Annotated in this window: 15 protein-coding genes; 5 read left to right on the top strand and 10 right to left on the bottom strand. The window is 75.1% G+C overall.

Translation table 11 applies throughout. The features are described 5' to 3' along the window. Positions 1-38: 38 nt before the first annotated feature. On the bottom strand, positions 39-566 hold the full coding sequence (locus tag R2E43_RS30375) for a DinB family protein (RefSeq protein WP_011027877.1): 528 nt from the start codon (positions 564-566) through the stop codon (positions 39-41). A 247-nt stretch (positions 567-813) separates the two neighbouring features. Between R2E43_RS30375 and R2E43_RS30370 the strand changes: the two genes are divergently transcribed. Beyond that, the gene (locus R2E43_RS30370) at positions 814-1,782 is read left to right on the top strand and encodes a serine hydrolase (RefSeq protein ID WP_332056734.1); all 969 of its coding nucleotides are present in this window, start codon (positions 814-816) and stop codon (positions 1,780-1,782) included. Positions 1,783-1,796: 14 nt separating this feature from the next. Here the strand turns inward: R2E43_RS30370 and mycP are convergent, their stop codons facing one another. Both mycP and R2E43_RS30360 read right to left on the bottom strand, forming a co-directional pair. Next, complete coding sequence (gene mycP, locus R2E43_RS30365; RefSeq protein WP_003977220.1) at positions 1,797-2,978, bottom strand: type VII secretion-associated serine protease mycosin; 1,182 nt, start codon at positions 2,976-2,978, stop codon at positions 1,797-1,799. After that, positions 2,975-4,372: a hypothetical protein gene (locus R2E43_RS30360; protein WP_332056733.1), complete on the bottom strand. Its 1,398-nt coding sequence runs from the start codon at positions 4,370-4,372 to the stop codon at positions 2,975-2,977. The genes mycP and R2E43_RS30360 overlap by 4 nt, the downstream gene beginning before the upstream one ends. 776 nt (positions 4,373-5,148) lie before the next feature. On the opposite strand from R2E43_RS30360, the gene R2E43_RS30355 reads away from it, so the two are divergent. Continuing rightward, positions 5,149-6,357: an amino acid deaminase/aldolase gene (locus R2E43_RS30355; protein WP_332056732.1), complete on the top strand. Its 1,209-nt coding sequence runs from the start codon at positions 5,149-5,151 to the stop codon at positions 6,355-6,357. Positions 6,358-6,389: 32 nt separating this feature from the next. On the opposite strand, the gene R2E43_RS30350 is transcribed toward R2E43_RS30355, so the two are convergent. The 4 genes from R2E43_RS30350 to glnA4 are packed head-to-tail and all read right to left on the bottom strand — an operon-like array spanning position 6,390 to position 10,987. Continuing rightward, on the bottom strand, positions 6,390-7,364 hold the full coding sequence (locus R2E43_RS30350; protein WP_332057136.1) for a DUF2510 domain-containing protein: 975 nt from the start codon (positions 7,362-7,364) through the stop codon (positions 6,390-6,392). Positions 7,365-7,401: 37 nt separating this feature from the next. Continuing rightward, complete coding sequence (locus R2E43_RS30345; protein ID WP_003977216.1) at positions 7,402-8,184, bottom strand: 3-oxoacyl-ACP reductase; 783 nt, start codon at positions 8,182-8,184, stop codon at positions 7,402-7,404. After that, positions 8,181-9,620, bottom strand: coding sequence for an aldehyde dehydrogenase family protein (locus tag R2E43_RS30340; protein ID WP_016325844.1), 1,440 nt, complete (start codon positions 9,618-9,620; stop codon positions 8,181-8,183). The genes R2E43_RS30345 and R2E43_RS30340 overlap by 4 nt, the downstream gene beginning before the upstream one ends. Positions 9,621-9,628: 8 nt before the next feature. Continuing rightward, positions 9,629-10,987, bottom strand: a complete 1,359-nt coding sequence (gene glnA4 / locus R2E43_RS30335) for a gamma-glutamylethanolamide synthetase GlnA4 (RefSeq protein WP_003977213.1) — start codon at positions 10,985-10,987, stop codon at positions 9,629-9,631. Between the two features lie 107 nt (positions 10,988-11,094). Between glnA4 and R2E43_RS30330 the strand changes: the two genes are divergently transcribed. Further along, the gene (locus R2E43_RS30330; protein WP_011027884.1) at positions 11,095-11,805 is read left to right on the top strand and encodes a FadR/GntR family transcriptional regulator; all 711 of its coding nucleotides are present in this window, start codon (positions 11,095-11,097) and stop codon (positions 11,803-11,805) included. Between the two features lie 75 nt (positions 11,806-11,880). Continuing rightward, on the top strand, positions 11,881-12,609 hold the full coding sequence (locus R2E43_RS30325; protein WP_332056731.1) for a gamma-glutamyl-gamma-aminobutyrate hydrolase family protein: 729 nt from the start codon (positions 11,881-11,883) through the stop codon (positions 12,607-12,609). A 718-nt stretch (positions 12,610-13,327) separates the two neighbouring features. Here R2E43_RS30325 and R2E43_RS30320 read toward each other — a convergent pair. Beyond that, complete coding sequence (locus tag R2E43_RS30320; RefSeq protein WP_003977210.1) at positions 13,328-14,305, bottom strand: LysR family transcriptional regulator; 978 nt, start codon at positions 14,303-14,305, stop codon at positions 13,328-13,330. A 70-nt stretch (positions 14,306-14,375) separates the two neighbouring features. Between R2E43_RS30320 and R2E43_RS30315 the strand changes: the two genes are divergently transcribed. Beyond that, positions 14,376-15,557 carry a TDT family transporter gene (locus R2E43_RS30315; RefSeq protein WP_093455803.1) on the top strand — a complete coding sequence of 394 codons (1,182 nt, stop codon included), beginning with the start codon at positions 14,376-14,378 and terminating at the stop codon, positions 15,555-15,557. On the opposite strand, the gene R2E43_RS30310 is transcribed toward R2E43_RS30315, so the two are convergent. Together R2E43_RS30310 and R2E43_RS30305 are read right to left on the bottom strand one after the other, a co-directional pair. Then, positions 15,484-16,203 carry a helical backbone metal receptor gene (locus R2E43_RS30310; RefSeq protein ID WP_106517890.1) on the bottom strand — a complete coding sequence of 240 codons (720 nt, stop codon included), beginning with the start codon at positions 16,201-16,203 and terminating at the stop codon, positions 15,484-15,486. The genes R2E43_RS30315 and R2E43_RS30310 overlap by 74 nt on opposite strands. 10 nt (positions 16,204-16,213) lie before the next feature. Further along, positions 16,214-16,783, bottom strand: coding sequence for a helix-turn-helix domain-containing protein (locus R2E43_RS30305; protein ID WP_003977207.1), 570 nt, complete (start codon positions 16,781-16,783; stop codon positions 16,214-16,216). Between the last annotated feature and the right edge of the window lie 101 nt (positions 16,784-16,884).

Raw genomic sequence — 16,884 nt, 5'->3', positions numbered from 1 at the left:
GGAGGTTCCTGGTCACCTGCTGACTCCGCGAGCACACCTCATGCGCCTGTGGTGCCGTCGATCTGCTCGCGGATGAGGTCGGCATGACCGTTGTGACGTGCGTATTCCTCGATCATGTGCACCATGATCCAGCGCAGGGAGACTCCCTGATCGCCGACGTGACCAGCTTCCTGTTCGGACAGGTGGCCGGAGTCGTCCAGTCCTGCGTCAGCGATCAGCTCACGGCCGCGGGAGACCTCGGCCTGCCACGCGGCCACCGCCTCGTCGAGCCCTCGTCCAGACTTCAGGGCAAAGCCATCATGGTTGCTCTCCCCGAAGACCGGTGGCACGTTCTGACCTGCGAACACACGCTGGAACCAGTTGCGTTCCACCTCAGCCATGTGCTGCACGAGTCCCAGCAGCGTCATCGACGAGGGCGCCGCCGCAGCAAGCCGTAATTGATCATCCTTGAGGCCCGAACACTTCACGGCGAGAGTCGCACGGTGAAAGTCCAACCAAGCTTCCAGCATGGTCCGCTCGTCGGCATGCGCGGGAGGAATCGGCCGTCCATCTGGTGTCGTATTCATGAGCACACCCTGGCAGCAGCAGACGTACCTCACGCGCGTCTTCGCTGGCGACGAACACACATCTTGTCCTCTCCCAGCTCATGACTCACAGCCGACTCTGCCGACGGAGGCCGCTTGACTTCTTAGCCCCCTGAGATGTCTATCGGGGCACCGGTACGGCGCTCCTCACCGGCCTCTCAGGGTTTTCTGACCCGAGTTTGACCTCCGTCGAACGACCCGCACAGCAACCGGCTGGACCATCGCCGCCATGGCATCCTCCAGAGCCCGGCGGGCGCGGCGGGCCCGGCGCCGGCCCGCCCGGGTGCGGCACGCCCTGATCGCCCTCGCCGTCCTCGGCGCCACCGCCGCCGGCGCCGTGTACTGGCAGGGCCACGCGGGCCCGGGCGCCGGCGGCGCCGTATCGTCGTCGGCCTCGGCACCCTCGGGCGGGGAGGCGGCGGTGGAGACGGTCGAGCCGGTCGGACCGGTGGTGGACGCCGACGCGCGGCTGGCCGCGGCCATGGCGTCGGTGCCGGTGCCCGACGGCGCCGAGGTGTCGGTGGCGGTGCTCGACCCGGACTCGGGCGCGGGCGCCGCGTACGGCACGGGCGCCTTCGACACGGCGAGCATCGTCAAGGTCGACATCCTGGCGGCGCTGCTGTTGCAGGCGCAGGACGCGGGACGGTCGCTCACCGCTGCGGAGAGGACGTACGCCACCGCGATGATCGAGATCAGCGACAACGACTCGGCGTCGGCACTGTGGCGGGCGATCGGGACGGCCGAAGGACTCGACGCGGCGAACGAACGCTTCGGGCTGACCGGCACCGCGGGCGGCGACGGCCCGCTGTGGGGGCTGACCCGGACCACGGCAGCCGACCAGGTCGCGTTGTTGCGCCAGGTGTTCGTGACGGACGGCTCGGTGCTGAGCGAGGCCTCACGGGCGTACGTGCGCGGGCTGATGGAGCGGATCGCGGACGGTCAGCGGTGGGGTGTGTCGGCGGCCGCCGACACGGCCGGTCCGACGGCCGGTTCGACGTGGGCGCTGAAGAACGGCTGGCTGCGGCGCAGTACCACCGGTTTGTGGGTCGTCAACAGCATCGGGCGGGTGGAGACCGGCGGCCGCGGCTGCCTGGTGGCGGTGGTGTCGCGGGGCAGCGGTACGCAGGCGGAGGGGATCGCGCTGACCGAGGCGGCGGCGCGGGCGGCGGTGTCCGTGGTCACGGACGACACGCCCTAGGGACCTCCGGGCGGTCAGAAGTCGTCGGGGCGTTCGCGGCGGCCCCGCCACAGGACCACCGCCGCGACCACCAGGACGCCGCCCGCCCCGCCGGCCAGCGGTGCGGCCCAGGCGGAGGTGTCGTCGTCGGAGGCGGGGGCGTCCGGTCCGGTGCCGAAGTACTCGTCCCCGTACGACGCCGCCCTCAGCCCCTCCGGCTTCAGCCGTCCGGCCGCCTCGATGGCGGCGGCCGGGTCGACGAAGCCGAAGCCCCGGGAGTCGTCGCGGCCCCCGGCCGGGGCGTTGCGGGCGGTGTCCTCCAGGACGGACTTGACCTGGGCCGGGGTGAGGTCCGGGTGGGCCGCCTTCACCAGGGCGGCGGCCCCGGAGACGAAGGCGGAGGCGGCGCTGGTGCCCCAGCCCTCGTAGTAGCGGTGGTCGGGGTCGGCGATGATCACGTCGACGCCGGGGGCGCTGACCGTGGCGTACCAGCGGCGGGTGGAGAAGGCGGCGCGGGTGCCGTAGCGGTCGACGGCGGTCGCGGCGATCACGCCCGGGTAGGCGGCCGGGTAGGAGATGTGGTCGCCCAGCTCGCCGCCGTTGCCGGCCGAGGCGACGACGACCACGCCCTTCTTCAGGGCGTACTGGATGGCTTCGTCCTCGCCGGGTTCGGGGTGGGCGGAGGCGGAGTCGTCGCCGAGGGAGAGGTTGATGATGTCGGCGCCGTGGTCGGCGGCCCAGCGGATGCCCTCGGCCAGGGCGTTGCCACGGGTCTTGCGCGCCTTGGCCCGGGAGGGGTCGCCGTCCTCCAGGATGACCCGCACGGGGAGGATCTTCGCCTCCGGCGCGATGCCCATGACGCCCTCGGCATCGCCGGAGCCGTGTCCGTGGCCGGCGATGATCCCGGCCATGGCGGTGCCGTGCCGGGCCCAGGAGCGGTCGCCCTCGCTCGCGCCGAAGCCGACCAGGTCCTTGCCGGTGAGCACGTTGCCGGCCAGGTCGGGGTGGTCGGCCTCGACACCGGTGTCCAGGACGGCGACGGTGATGCCGGCGCCCTTGGTGGTGCGCCACGCCTGCTGGGTGTGCAGGGCGTCCAGGGCCCACTGCTGGGCGCGGATGCCGTCGGCGTGCGCGGCGGGCGCCGGGGCGAGGACGAGGGCGGCGGTGAGGAGGAGGCTCAGGGCGCCGGTCCTGCGGCGGATGTCCGCGGGGGTCACGACGGCTGCTCCGTGGGCGCGCCGACGTGTCTGCGCAGGGCGCGTTCGACGCGGTCGGCGAGGCCCTTCGCCTCGTGGCCGAGACCGGCCTGGGCGGGTGCCGACGCGGCACCGGACTCGATGGCCTCCTCGGCGGGTTCGGGTTCGTCGACGGTGCGGCCGTCGGCCCAGCCGGACACGGCGTAGACGACGACGGGGGCGTCGGTGAGGACGGAGACGGTCCACGATCCCCGCTGGGGTGCGCCGAAGCCCTCGGCGACCGTGTCCTTCGCCTGGTACGGCAGGGGCATGAGGTCGTCCCGGCGGCCCAGGCCCTCCTTCTCGAACCGTCTCGCCAGCGAGGTCATCGCGGCGGCGTCGGCCTTGGTGAAGAGCAGGCCGACGGTGGTGACGTGGCTCTGGGTGGCGTCGGTGTAGGTGGCGCGCAGCAGGCGCGCGCAGCCGACCGGGTCGAGCACCTTGGCGAGGAGCCGGTCGAAGGCGCCCGCGCAGTCGCCGTCCGGGGCGACCGCGACCCGCGTCCAGGTGCGGTCGGCTCCGCCGGGTCCCGCGCCCTTGCCCTGGACGGTGGGCGGGAACAGCTGGTCGACGGGCACGCTGTGCCACAGGTCGCCGGCCTCGGTGTACGCGCTGCGCGCGCCGTCGTCCCCGGAGTCCCCGGCGAGCCAGCTGCCGGTGACGGCTCCGGTGAGGAGCCCCACGCCGAGCACGAGGCAGACGGCCGCGGCGACGACCTGCGGCCGCGGGCGGCCGCCGAGCGGGCGCGGCCGGGCCAGTCCGTCGTACCCCTCGGGCTCCCCGAAGGAGACCCGGGGCCACGCCTCGTACGGGGTGCTCCAGGAGAGGGCCGGGTCGGGGGTGCGGGGGGCGGCGGGGCCGGGGGGCGGGACGGCTGCCCGGGGCGCGGGAACGTCCGTTCCGGCCGCCGTCTCCGCGTGCGGCGCCGCCGGGATCGGGCGCAGGCGTGCGGTCGTCTCCGTCGGGGTCTGTGCCGGTGCGCCGGGACGGCGGGACGTCGCCTGGGCCGCGCCGTCGCCGCGCGGGGCGTCCCTGCCGACGGTCGGGGCGGCGTCGGGGAAGCGGGCGGAAGGGCTGGGCGGCGGGGCGGAGTCGGCGGCCCGGGAGTCGCCGAGCCGGAAGCGCGGGTAGCGGGTCCGGGCACCGGGCCCCGTGCCGTTCCCGTCCCGGCCGTCGTCCGGGGCCGTGGACGTTCCCCGGCCGTCACGGCCGTCACGGCCCGCCGTGGATGCGGGTGTGCCGGCCCCACCGGTACGCCCGGGCGCCCCGGGCTCCGCGGCCTCGCCGCGCTCCCCCGCCGGCGCCTGCGCCGGGCGGGGAGGAACACCGGGACGGGGCGGGGTCCCCGGGTGCGGCGGCACCGGCGAACGCGGCACTGCCGCCGTAAACGAGACATCCGGGCCCGGCCCGGACGCCGGGCGGGGCGGGGCCTGGGCACCGGCCGACGTCCGCGGTCCGGAAGCGTCATCCGGTCGGCGCCCGGACGCCGGACGGGAAGCTCCGCCGAAACCGGGCGCGGAGTCCGGTCCCGGCGCGGGCTCCCGCGCGGGACGGGGCGGTACCGCCCGGCCGGACGACGTGGCGGGATCCGGCGCGGAGCCGGAACGGTCCGAGGACTCCGGGCCGGGGACCGCGTCCGAACCCCACGCGGCCCCCGACACCGGCGGCCCGGCGGCATCCGGTCGGGGGGTCCCGTCCGCGCCCCGCGGGGGCGCGGACGGCGGTCCGGGGTCCGTGCGCGGCGGCGCCTCGGGACGGGGCGGGATCTCGGGGTGGTGGGGCGGGGTCTGCGGGCGGGGCGGCGTTCGCAGGTGCGGCGGAAGGGAGGCGCGGCGCGCTTCCGTGCTCATGCACCCCCCGTTTCCCCGGGCCCGGCCCGTTTCTCCGACACGGGCCGGAGACGGTGGTCCTGACCGTGGTCTCCTGCCCGGCCCGGCGCGGAACCGATCCGTCCCGGGCACGCATACCCGCTCGGGAGGACCGCCATCCCGGCGCGGGCTGCCGGGGCCCTGCCGCCGGGGCCGGATCCGCCCGTGCGTGCGCGTCACTCTACGGCGTGACCCCGCCCGACGGGGAACCAGTCCGCGCGCCCGCGGCATTGGCCCGGATCGTCCCCCTACCCTGCGGTAATCCTGTCTGGCAGGCTGCCGTCATGACCGCACGCGCCGCAGACCGGGCCCGTTACGACCGGGCCACCGCCCATCTGGACGCCCCCGTGGCGATCGTGGACCTGGAGGCATTCGACGCCAACGCGGACGACCTGGTCCGCCGGGCCGGCGGGAAGCCGGTCCGGGTCGCCAGCAAGTCCGTACGCTGTCGTGCGCTGCTGGAACGGGCCCTGGCCAGGGACGGTTTCGCGGGCGTCATGTCGTTCACGCTGGCCGAGTCCCTGTGGCTGGCGCGCTCCGGTTTCGAGGACGTGCTGCTCGCCTATCCGTCGGCGGACCGCGCCGGGTACGCCGAGCTGACCGCTGATCCCAAGCTCGCCTCCGCCGTGACCGTGATGGTCGACGACGTGGCGCAGCTGGACCTGGTGGACGCGGCGCGCGACGGCGACGGCGGCGGGGAAGTCGTGCGGGTGTGCCTGGAGTTGGACACTTCGCTGCGGCTGCTCGGGGGACGGGTGCGGGTCGGTGCCCGGCGCTCGCCGCTGCACTCCCCCGCCCAGGTCGCCGACCTGGCCCGGGCGGTGACCCGCCGGCCGGGATTCGAGGTCGTCGGCATCATGGCGTACGAGGGGCATGTCGCCGGGGTCGGGGACGCGGTGGCGGGGCACCCGTTCCGGTCGCGTGCGGTGCGGCTGATGCAGGCGGCCGCGCGCCGGGAACTGGCCGAGCGGCGGGCAGCCGTGGTACGGGCGGTCCGGGCCGTGGTGCCCGGCCTGGAGTTCGTCAACGGCGGCGGCACGGGCAGCGTGCAGCACACCGCCGCCGAGGACGCGGTCACGGAGATCGCGGCCGGTTCCGGGCTGTACGTGCCGCGGTTGTTCGACAACTACACGTCGTTCAGCGGTCGTCCGGCGGCACTGTTCGCCCAGCCCGTCGTACGGCGGCCGGGGGTCGGGGTGGTGACCGTGCTCGGCGGCGGCTATCCGGCCTCCGGCGCGGCCGGCGCCGACCGGCTGCCGGTGCCGTACCTGCCCGAGGGGCTGCGCTACGACCCCCAGGAGGGACCCGGCGAGGTGCAGACGCCGTTGCTGGGCTCGCCCGCCGACGATCTGCTCATCGGCGACAAGGTGTGGTTCCGGCACGCCAAGGCCGGGGAGCTGTGCGAGCGGTTCGACGCGCTGCACCTGGTGGAGGGGGACGCGGTGACGGCGACGGTGCCGACCTACCGGGGCGAGGGGCACACCTTCCTGTAGCGGGGCCCGTGCGGGCGGTGCCTCTGCCAGGGTCAGTCCGTCGGGCCGATGCCGCTGCCCACGCCACCGCCGGTGTCGGCGTCGCCGATGGGCCGGATGCCCTTGGTGATGGTGTCCATGTCGGCAAGCGGCGGCCCGTCCTCACCCGCGTCGAAGACGTAGCGGACGAGGATCGGGGACTCGGTGCCGACGGTGGACGGGAACACCATCGACTGCACGTAGCCGCCGGGTCCCTCGGCCGTCGTCACCCGCCAGCGCACGTAGTACCCGGCGCGTCCGGCGACCGCGACGGGGCCGGACGCCACCTCCTCGTGGGACTCGATGCCGCCGAAGGGCTTGTTGCCGATCAGGTCGCGGTCGTAGGCGTCGTCGGCCGCGTCCTCGATGTCCTGCTGGGCGAGGACCTTCGGGGAGGACTCGGCGTTCGCCGTGACGGTGCGCGAGACGACGAGGCCGTGCCGGCACACGCTGCCGTCGGCGGGGCAGTCGTAGGTGCCGTCGGTGGTCATCATGACGTCGTCCTCGGCGACGTGCTCGGGCCGGACCCAGCCGTCCGGCAGCGGCAGGGTGATGCCGTTGAGCTGGTCCTCGACCAGGGCCGGGTCGTCGGCGGAGGGTTCGGAGGCGGTGGGTTCGGAGGCGGTGGGTGAGGAGGACGGCGGGTCGTTGCCCGGCGCGGGGGCGGTGGCGGTCTCCGTGACCGGCGGGGTCCGGGTCCGCGGGCTGCCGTCGTCGTCCTCGCCCAGCACGAACACGCCGGTGACGATCGCCGCGACCAGCACGGCCGCGGCGGCGGTGACGGCGACGGCCTTGCCGCGTCCGCCGGTGCCCGTCCCCGGCCCGGGTTCCGGACCCGGTCCGGGCCCCGGCACGGGAGTCCCGCCCACCGCCGGCCCGTACCCGACCGGCCCGGGAGCCCGGCGGTGCTCCGTCCAGGCCGTGCCGTCCCACCAGCGTTCCTGGTGCGGGGCCGACGGGTCTCGATACCAGCCGGGCGGCGGCGTCATGCTCATCCCGGCACTGTAGGACGCGACGCGCGGGGATCTACAGCGGTGTGACGTACGCCCCGGAGATGCCGCCGTCCACCAGGAAGTCGGTGGCGTTGACGAAGGAGGAGTCGTCGCTGGCCAGGAAGGCGACGGCGGCGGCGATCTCCTCGGCCTCGGCGAACCGCCCCACCGGGATGTGCACGAGGCGGCGCGCGGCCCGCTCCGGGTCCTTGGCGAACAGCTCCCGGAGGAGCGGGGTGTCGACCGGTCCCGGGCACAGCGCGTTGACGCGGATGCCCTCCCGCGCGAACTGCACGCCCAGTTCCCGGGACATGGCGAGGACGCCGCCCTTGGACGCGGTGTACGAGATCTGCGAGGTGGCCGCGCCCATCCGGGCCACGAAGGAGGCGGTGTTGATGATGGACCCCCGGCCCTGGCGGCGCATGTAGGGGATGGCGGCCTTGCAGCACAGGTAGACGGAGGTGAGGTTGACCTCCTGGACGCGCTGCCACGCCTCCAGCCCCGTCTCCAGGATGGAGTCGTCGTCGGGCGGCGAGATGCCGGCGTTGTTGAACGCGACGTCGACGCTGCCGTAGGTGTCGTACGCCGCCGCGAACAGCGCCTCGACCTGCTCGGGGTCGGTGACGTCGGCCTGGACGAAGATGCCGCCGGTCTCCTCGGCCGCGGCCCTGCCCCGGGTCTCGTCCACGTCGCCGCAGACGACGTGGGCGCCCTCGGAGGCGAGCCTGCGGGTGGCGGCGAGTCCGATGCCGCTGCCCGCCCCGGTGACGACCGCGGTACGGCCGACGAGCCTGCGGCAGACGATGTCTTCGCTCACTGTGCGGGGCCCTCCGTGCTCGATGGGGTGGTGCTGAAGAAGACGTTCTTGGTCTCGGTGAACGCGGTCAGCGCGTCCGGGCCCAGCTCGCGGCCGATGCCGGACTGCTTGAACCCGCCGAAGGGTGTCCAGTAGCGGACACTGGCGTGGGAGTTGACGGACAGGTTCCCGGCGCGCACCGCGCCCGACACGCGCAGGGCGCGGCCGACGTCCCGGGTCCACAGGGAGCCGGCCAGCCCGTAGTCGGTGGCGTTGGCCAGGCGGACCGCGTCGGCCTCGTCGTCGAAGGGCAGGACGACGGCGACGGGCCCGAAGACCTCCTCGACGGCCACGCGCGCGTGCGCGTCGACGCCGGTGAGGACGGTCGGCGGGAACCAGAACCCGGGGCCGCCCCGGGGCGCCCTGCCGCGGATGCCGGCGGCGTCCGCGGGGACGTGGGAGCGGACGCGCTCCAGTTGGGCGCGGGAGATCAGCGGGCCCATCTCGGTGCTCTCGTCGGCCGGATCGCCGACCCGGACGGCCTCGATCGCGGGGGCGAGGAGTTCGAGGAAGCGGTCGTGCACGGACCGCTGGACGAGGATGCGGGTGCGGGCGCAGCAGTCCTGGCCGCTGTTGTCGAGGAAGGACATGGGCGTCGCGGCCGCGGCGGCCTCGACGTCCGCGTCGGCGAAGACGATGTTGGGGCTCTTGCCGCCGAGTTCGAGGGTGACCGGTTTGAGGAGGGCGGCGCCCTTGGCGGCCACCTGCCGGCCCACGGCGGTGGACCCGGTGAAGACGATCTTGGCGACGTCCGGGTGTTCGACGAGCGCGTCGCCCGCGACCGGCCCGTGCCCGGGCAGCACCTGGAACAGGTCCTCGGGAAGGCCTGCGACCAGGGCGAGTTCGGCCAGGCGGAGCGCGGTGAGCGGGGTCGTCTCGGCGGGCTTGAGGAGGACCGCGTTGCCCGCCGCGAGCGCCGGTGCCGTGGCCCAGGCCGCGATCGGCATCGGGAAGTTCCAGGGGGCGATGACGCCCACGACGCCGAGTGGTTCGAGGAGCGTGATGTCCAGGCCGCCGGCCACCGGGATCTGGCGTCCGGTGAGCCGCTCGACTCCCCCGGCGGCGTAGTCGAGCAGGTCGCGGACGTTGCCGGCCTCCCAGCGGGCGTTGCCGAGGAGGTGCCCGGCCTGGCGGACCTCCAGACGGGCCAGCTCCTCCAGGTGCTCGTCGACGGTGACGGCGAAGCGGCGCAGCAGCCGGGCCCGGTCGCCGGGGGCGAGGGCGGCCCAGGCGGTCTGCGCCCGTGCGGCGCGGGCGACGGCGGCGTCCACGTCGGCCGCGGAGGCGGCGGGGACGGTGGCGACGACCTCTTCGGTGGCGGGGTTCAGGACATGTAGCTCGTCGGGGAGCCTCTCGGACGGCTCGGAGAGGTCAGACAGCTCGGACAGCTCGGACAACCGGTGCCTCACATGCGTTCGAAGGAGCGGCGCAGTTCCCAGTCGGTGACGGCGGCGTCGAAGGCGTCCAGTTCGACGCGGGCCATGTTCCGGTAGTGGGCGACGACCTCGTCCCCGAAGGCGGCCTTGGCCAGAGCGCTGTTCTCCCACAGCTCGGCGGCCTCGCGCAGGGTGGTGGGGACGTGCGCGAAGTCGGCGGTGTACGCGTTGCCGGGGCAGGGCTCGGGCAGTTCCAGCCGCTGCTCGATGCCGTGCAGTCCGGCCGCGACCAGGCCGGCCACCGCGAGGTAGGGGTTGACGTCGCCGCCGGGGAGCCGGTTCTCGAAGCGGAGGGAGCGGCCGTGGCCGACGACGCGCAGGGCGCAGGTGCGGTTGTCGTGGCCCCAGGCGACGGCGGTGGGGGCGAAGGAACCGGGCTGGAAGCGCTTGTAGGAGTTGATGTGCGGGGCGTAGAGGAGGGAGAACTCGCGCAGCGCCACCAGCTGTCCGGCGAGGAAGTGCCGCATGACGTCGGACATTCCCCCTCCCTCGGCCATGGCGTTGCGGCCGTCGGCGTCGGCGAGCGAGAGGTGGATGTGGCAGGAGTTGCCTTCCAGCTCGTTGTACTTGGCCATGAAGGTGAGGGACATGCCCTCCTGGGCGGCGATCTCCTTGGCGCCGGTCTTGTAGACGGCGTGCTGGTCGCAGGTGACCAGGGCCTCGTCGTAGCGGAAGGCGATCTCGTGCTGGCCGGGGTTGCACTCGCCCTTGGCGGACTCGACGGTGAGGCCGGCGCCGGCCATCTCGTTGCGGATGCGGCGCAGCAGGGGTTCGACGCGGCCGGTGCCGAGGACGGAGTAGTCGACGTTGTACTGGTTGGCCGGGGTCAGGCCGCGGTAGTTCGCGTCCCAGGCGTGTTCGTAGGTGTCCCGGAAGACGATGAACTCCAGCTCGGTGCCGACCTGTGCGGTGTACCCGTGTCCGGCGAGCCGCTCCAGCTGGCGGCGCAGGATCTGGCGGGGCGCGGCGAGCACCGGGGAGCCGTCCTCCCAGGCGAGGTCGGCGACGGCCATCGCGGTGCCCTCGTTCCAGGGGAGCCGGCGCAGGGTGGCCGGGTCGGCGCGCATGGCGAAGTCGCCGTAGCCGCGGTCCCAGGAGGACATGGCGTAGCCGTCGACGGTGTTCATGTCGGCGTCCACGGCGAGGAGGTAGTTGCAGCCCTCGGTGCCGTGTTCCAGGACCTCGTCGAGGAAGAACCGGGCGGCGAACCGCTTGCCCTGGAGGCGGCCCTGCATGTCGGGGAAGGCGAGGACGACGGTGTCGATGTCACCGGCGGCGACGAGGGCGTGCAGTTCCTCGACCCCGAGCGGGGGTGTGCGGTCTGCCACGGGGAGAGCCTCCTTCTGGCCGGGAGACATAAGGTATTGCCGGGAACCTTTGGTTGGGAAGGGGGCGCGGCCGCGTGCGGGAGGAATCCGGCGGGAGTGCCGGGAGCGTGACGGACCGGCTGGCGCCGGTGCTGCGGCCGGTGCGCGCCGGGAACGGCTTCGAGGAGGCGCTGGAGCAGATCCTCCAGGTCGTCAGGCTGGGCCTGGTGGCGGCGGGCGAGCGGCTGCCGGCCGAGCGGGAGCTGGCGGAGCGGCTGGGCATCAGCCGCGTCACGCTGCGCGAGGTGCTGCGGGTGCTCCAGGACCAGGGGCTGGTGCAGGCGCGGCGCGGCCGCTACGGCGGGACGTTCGTGCTGCCCCGGGCGGACGCGGGCGGCGAGGACGAGCTGCGGCGCCGGGTGGCCGGGGTCGACATCGAGGACGTGCTGCGCTTCCGGGAGGTGCTGGAGGCGGGCGCGGCCGGGCTGTGCGCGGCGCACGGTCTGGCCGGGGCGCGGGCGGCGCGGCTGCGCGACGCGCTGGCCGGCACGCGGGACGCGCCGCTCGCGCAGTACCGGCGGCTGGACACGATGCTGCACCTGACCCTGGCGGAGCTGTGCGGCTCACCGGCGCTGGCGGCGCAGTACGCGGCCGTCCGCGCCACCCTGAACGACCTGCTGGACTGCATCCCGCTGCTGGTGCGCAACCTGGAGCACTCCCAGCGTCAGCACGCCGCGCTGGTGGAGGCGGTGCTCGACGGGGACGCGGACGGGGCGCGGGAGATCGCCCGGGAGCACTGCGCGGGCACGGCGGCGCTGCTGCGCGGGTTTCTGACGTGAGCGTATTGCCGTGACCACGCGCTCCGGCAAAGGTGTGGGAACGGTCCATTGCCCGATCCATCACCTGGAGGACGGATGGCCGACCGGCCGCTGATCGGTGTCAGCACGTATCTGGAGTCCGGGGCGCGCTGGGGCGTGTGGGAGCTGGAGGCGGCGCTGTTGCCGGCCGGATATCCGCGGCTGGTGCAGCGGGCGGGCGGTCTGGCCGCGATGCTCCCGCCGGACGCGCCGGAGCACGCCGCGGCGACCGTCGCCCGCGTCGACGGGGTGGTGATCGCGGGCGGCCCGGACGTGGAGCCGGTGCGTTACGGCGCCGAGCCCGACCCGCGCACCGGCCCGCCGGCCCGGGCCCGGGACACCTGGGAGCTGGCGCTCATCGAGGCGGCCCTGGCCGCGCGCGTCCCGCTGCTGGGCATCTGCCGGGGCATGCAGCTGCTCAACGTCGCCCTGGGCGGCACCCTCGTCCAGCACATCGAGGGGCACGCCGAGGTGGTGGGCGTCTTCGGCGGCCACCCGGTCCGGCCGGTGCCGGGCACGCTGTACGCCGGTGCCGTGCCGGAGGAGACGTTCGTTCCGACGTACCACCACCAGGCGGTGGACCGGCTCGGCAGCGGTCTGGTCGCCTCGGCCCACGCGGCGGACGGCACCGTGGAGGCCCTGGAGATGCCCTCCGGTTCCGGCTGGGTCCTGGGCGTGCAGTGGCATCCGGAGATGGGCGAGGACGTACGGGTGATGCGGGCCCTGGTGGCCGCGGCCCGTCCGGGCCGACCGGTGCCCGAGGACCGGCCCGGCCCCGGCCGGTGACGAAGACGGCGACGCCCGACCACCGCCCCGGCGAAACGTGCGAGCACGCCGCACGCCCCGCGGCCCGCGGGCCCCGAGGTCCCGCGCACCGCCCCGGACCGGTCCCGGCCTGGCCCCGTCGCCGCGCCCCGCACCCGGGTCGCCAACGCCCCCCTGGTGGCCGCGGCCCGTCCGGGCCGACCGGTGCCCGAGGACCGGCCCGGCCCCGGCCGGTGACGAAGACGGCGACGCCCGACCACCGCCCCGGCGGAACGTGCGAGCACGCCGCACGCCGCACGCCACACGCAGCACGCCCCGCGGGCCCCGAGGTCCCGCGCACCGCCCCGGACCGGTCCCGGCCTGGCCCCGTCACCGCACCCCGCACCCCGCACCCCGCACCCCGCACCCGGGTCGCCAACGCCCGTCGACGAGCCGGACCGGCGGCACGTGGACCGACGGACCACGCGGCGTCGCAGCCCGCCGGGCCGGGGCCCACGGCGCCCCCGGACAGGCCTCGACCGGCCCCGTCGGCGCGCCCACGCCCAAGTCGGCAACGCCCCTCCACGAACCCACCAGCGGCACCGGGACCGACGGATCGGACGACACCGCGGCCCGCTGGACAGGACGGCCCCCACACCCCCCGGACGGGCCCTGACCGGCACCACGGCTCGCAACCCACGGGGCGGGCCGGTCGCCCGTGCGATTGCGGGGCGGGCCCCGATCGGCTGTGCCGGCGCTGCTACGCCCTGGTCAGGGACAGCAGTTGGCGGGCCGGGCCGGTGGGGCGGTGGCCGGTGGGCCAGACCGCTCGCAGGTCGCGGGCCAGGACGACGTCGGCCACGGGGACGCTCACCAGGCGCCGGGTGGTCAGTTCCTCGCCGACGGCGAGCTCGCTGAGGACGGACGGGCCGGCGCCGCCCACCGCGGCGGCCTTCACCGCCGTGGTCGAGGACAGCTCGATCAGGGGGCGGGCCAGGCCGCCCAGCGCCGCGTCCAGGACCTGCCGGGTGCCCGAGCCCTTCTCCCGCAGGATCAGCGGGGTGGCCGCCAGCTCCGCCGCCTCCAGCGGGCGTCGGCGCCGGGCCCAGGGGTGACCCGGCGCGGTCACGACGATGAGCCGGTCGTGGCCGATGACCGCGGAGTCCAGGCCGGTCGGCACACTGACCCCCTCCACGAAGCCGAGGTCGGCGTCGTCGGCCAGCAGGCGCTCCGCGACGGCCGCCGAGTTGCCCGCGAGCAGCGACACCGCGGTGTCCGGCAGCTGGGCGCGCAGCGCGACCAGCCAGCCCGGCAGCAGGTACTCGGCGATCGTCATGCTCGCCGCGACCCGGAGCCGCGAGTCCCGGCGGTCGCGCAGCGCCTGCGCGCCCGCGTCGAACGCCTCGGCGGCCTCCACGATCCGCCGCGCCCAGTCCGTGACCAGCGCCCCCGCGTCGGTGAGCCGGGAGCCGCGCGGCGAGCGGTCCACCAGGGCGACGCCGAGTTGCCGTTCCATCGAGCGGATGCGGCTGCTGGCGGCCGGCTGGGTGATGCCCAGCTCGCGCGCCGCCCCGCCGAGGCTGCCCAGCCGGGCCACCGCCAGCAACAGCTCCATCGCCCCGAGGTCCGGTACCCGGTGTGCCAGCGAGCCCGCCACCTGCCGTGCCCGTGTGTCGTGCCCGCCCTCGGTGCCACCGCCCGTGCCACCGTTCGTACTGCTGCCCGCGCCGCTGCCCATAACCCCAGCTTATGTCCTCATAGAAACAGGGTCCCTGGTCAGGCACTACGCACGCCACGACCGTGGAGCCATGGTCACCGCAGCCCAGCCCCGCTCCCCCTCGCCCTCCCCCTCCTCCACCGCCGCCGGCCAGGTCACCCGGCGGGTCCCGGCCGTCCGGCATCTCGGGCCCAACTGGTACGCGTGCGTCATGGGCACCGCCATCGTCGGCACGGCCGGAGCCGCGCTCCCGGGGCACGTGGCCGGCCTGCGCGCCGCCTGCACCGCGGTCTGGGCCCTGTCCCTCGTCCTGCTGGTGGTCCTGCTGACCGCCAGGTCGCTGCACTGGCTCCACCACCGCGACCAGGCCCGCGCCCACCTCCTCGACCCGTCGGCGGCCCCGTTCTACGGCTGCCTGTCGATGGCCCTGCTGGCGGTCGGCGGCGGCGCCCTGGCCCTCGGCCGGGACTGGATCGGCACACCGGCCGCGGTCGCCCTGGACACGGTGCTGTTCACCGCCGGTACGGTGATCGGACTCGCGGCGGCGGTCGCCGTGCCGTACCTGATGGCCGTACGCCACCGCGTCGAGCCGGGGCAGGCCAGCCCGGTGTGGCTGCTGCCGCTCGTCGCGCCGATGGTGTCCGCGGCCGTCGGACCGCTGCTGGTGCCGCACCTCCCGGCGGGGCAGCCCCGTGAGACGCTGCTGCTCGCCTGTGTGGCCATGTTCGGCATGAGTCTGTTCGCGACGCTGGTGACGCTGCCGGTGGTCTTCGGCAGGCTGCTCACCGGCGGGCCGCTGCCGCTCGCGCTCACCCCGTCGCTGTTCCTGGTCCTCGGCCCGCTCGGGCAGTCGACGACCGCCGTGGGGAAGTTCGCCGACGTGGCGCCGGGGGTCGTGCCGGGGCCGTACGCCGAGGGCTTCGCGGTCTTCGCCGTGCTGTACGGGGTGCCCGTGACGGGCTTCGCGCTGATGTGGCTGGCCCTCGCCGCCGCGCACGTCGTCCGGGCCCGCCGGGCGGGCATGCGCTTCTCGATGACCTGGTGGTCCTTCACCTTCCCGGTGGGCACCTGCGTCACCGGCGCCGAGGCGCTGGCCCGCGAGACGGGCCTGGTCGTCTACGACGGGCTCACCGTCGCCCTGTACGTCCTCCTCGTCGCCGCCTGGGCCGTGGCCGCCGTGCACACCGCGCGCGGCCTGTTCAGCGGCGTGCTGCTCGCAGGGCCGCGGCCAGCACCCGGGGCGCCTCGGCCAGCGACGGCCCGTACCACGTGAGGTGCCGCCCGTCGACGAGGGCACAGGGCAGGCCGGGGAAGGCCTCCGGGCCGTCGTCGGCGGTGAAGCGGTACGGCTCGTCGGGCAGGACCACGACATCCGGGCCGGCCGCCCGCAGTTCGTCCACCGGGATCCTCGGGTAGCGCTCGGCGTGCGCGGCGTACAGGTGGTTGACACCGAGGCGGGCCAGGACGTCGCCCGCGAAGGTGTCGCGGCCCAGCACCATCCAGGGCCTGCGCCAGATCGGTACGACGGCCGTGGCACGCCGCTCGGGGGCGGGCGGGTCCGCCCAGGCGGCCTGCGCCTCGTCCAGCCAGCGGGGTCGGGAGGGCGCGCCGCAGGCGGTCAGCACCCGGTCCAGCTCGGTGACGGCCTGCGGGACGGTGCGCACCTCGGTCACCAGCACCTCGACGCCCGCCGCACGCAGGACGTCCAGGTCGGGGGCGCGGTTCTCCTCCTCGTTGGCGACGACCAGGTCCGGGGCGAGGGAGAGGACGCGGTCGGTGTCCGGGTTCTTGGTGCCGCCGACGCGGACGACGTCGAGACCGGCCGGGTGGGTGCACCAGTCCGTGGCGCCGACCAGGGCACCCGGCACGGTACGGGCCACCGCCTCGGTCAGCGACGGCACCAGGGAGACCACCCTCACCGGCACGCCCTCACCGGCGGGGGCCTTCCCGGACCGCCTCGATGTGCTCGGCGACGGCGACGACGATCAGCCGGGTGTCCGGCACGGTGGCCCGCCAGCGGTGCCGGACCCCGCCGGTGAGGTACAGCGTGTCGCCGCGCCCGAGCCGGTAGGCCCGGCCCTCGGCCTCGATCTCGACGGCGCCCTCGGCGACGAACATCAACTGGTCGTTGCGGTACTGCAGTTCCCGGCCGGCGTCGTGGTCGCCGGTGAACTCGGAGGCGTGCATCTGGTGGTGCCCGCGCACCAGGGAGCGCACCCTGGGTGCCAGCTCGGGGTCGGGCTCCTCGGCACGGACCACGTCGACGCTGCACGCGGGGTCGGCCGCGGCGAGCAGTTCCACGGCGGTGGTGCGCAGGGCGTCGGCCACCTTCTCCAGGGAGGTCTGGCTGGGCCGCGCCCGGTCGTTCTCGATCTGGCTCAGGAAGGGCACGGACAGGCCGCTGCGCTCGGACACCACGGCGAGGGTGAGTTCGAGGTCCCGGCGCCGCCGCCGTACGGCCGCGCCCACCCGGAGGTGCTGATCTTTGTGGTCGCCCATCGCTCCGGCTCCCTCCTTCACCCGTCGTCCTGATGAGTTTCTCTGCACCCTACGCATGTTCGGCAAACCGTTTCATGCGGCCGTCACATCGATGTCACGGT

This window comes from Streptomyces violaceoruber, from assembly GCF_033406955.1.
GTDB lineage: Bacteria > Actinomycetota > Actinomycetes > Streptomycetales > Streptomycetaceae > Streptomyces > Streptomyces violaceoruber.
The sequence above is the reverse complement of the archived record's forward strand: the minus strand, read 5'-3'. Positions and strand labels throughout refer to the sequence as shown.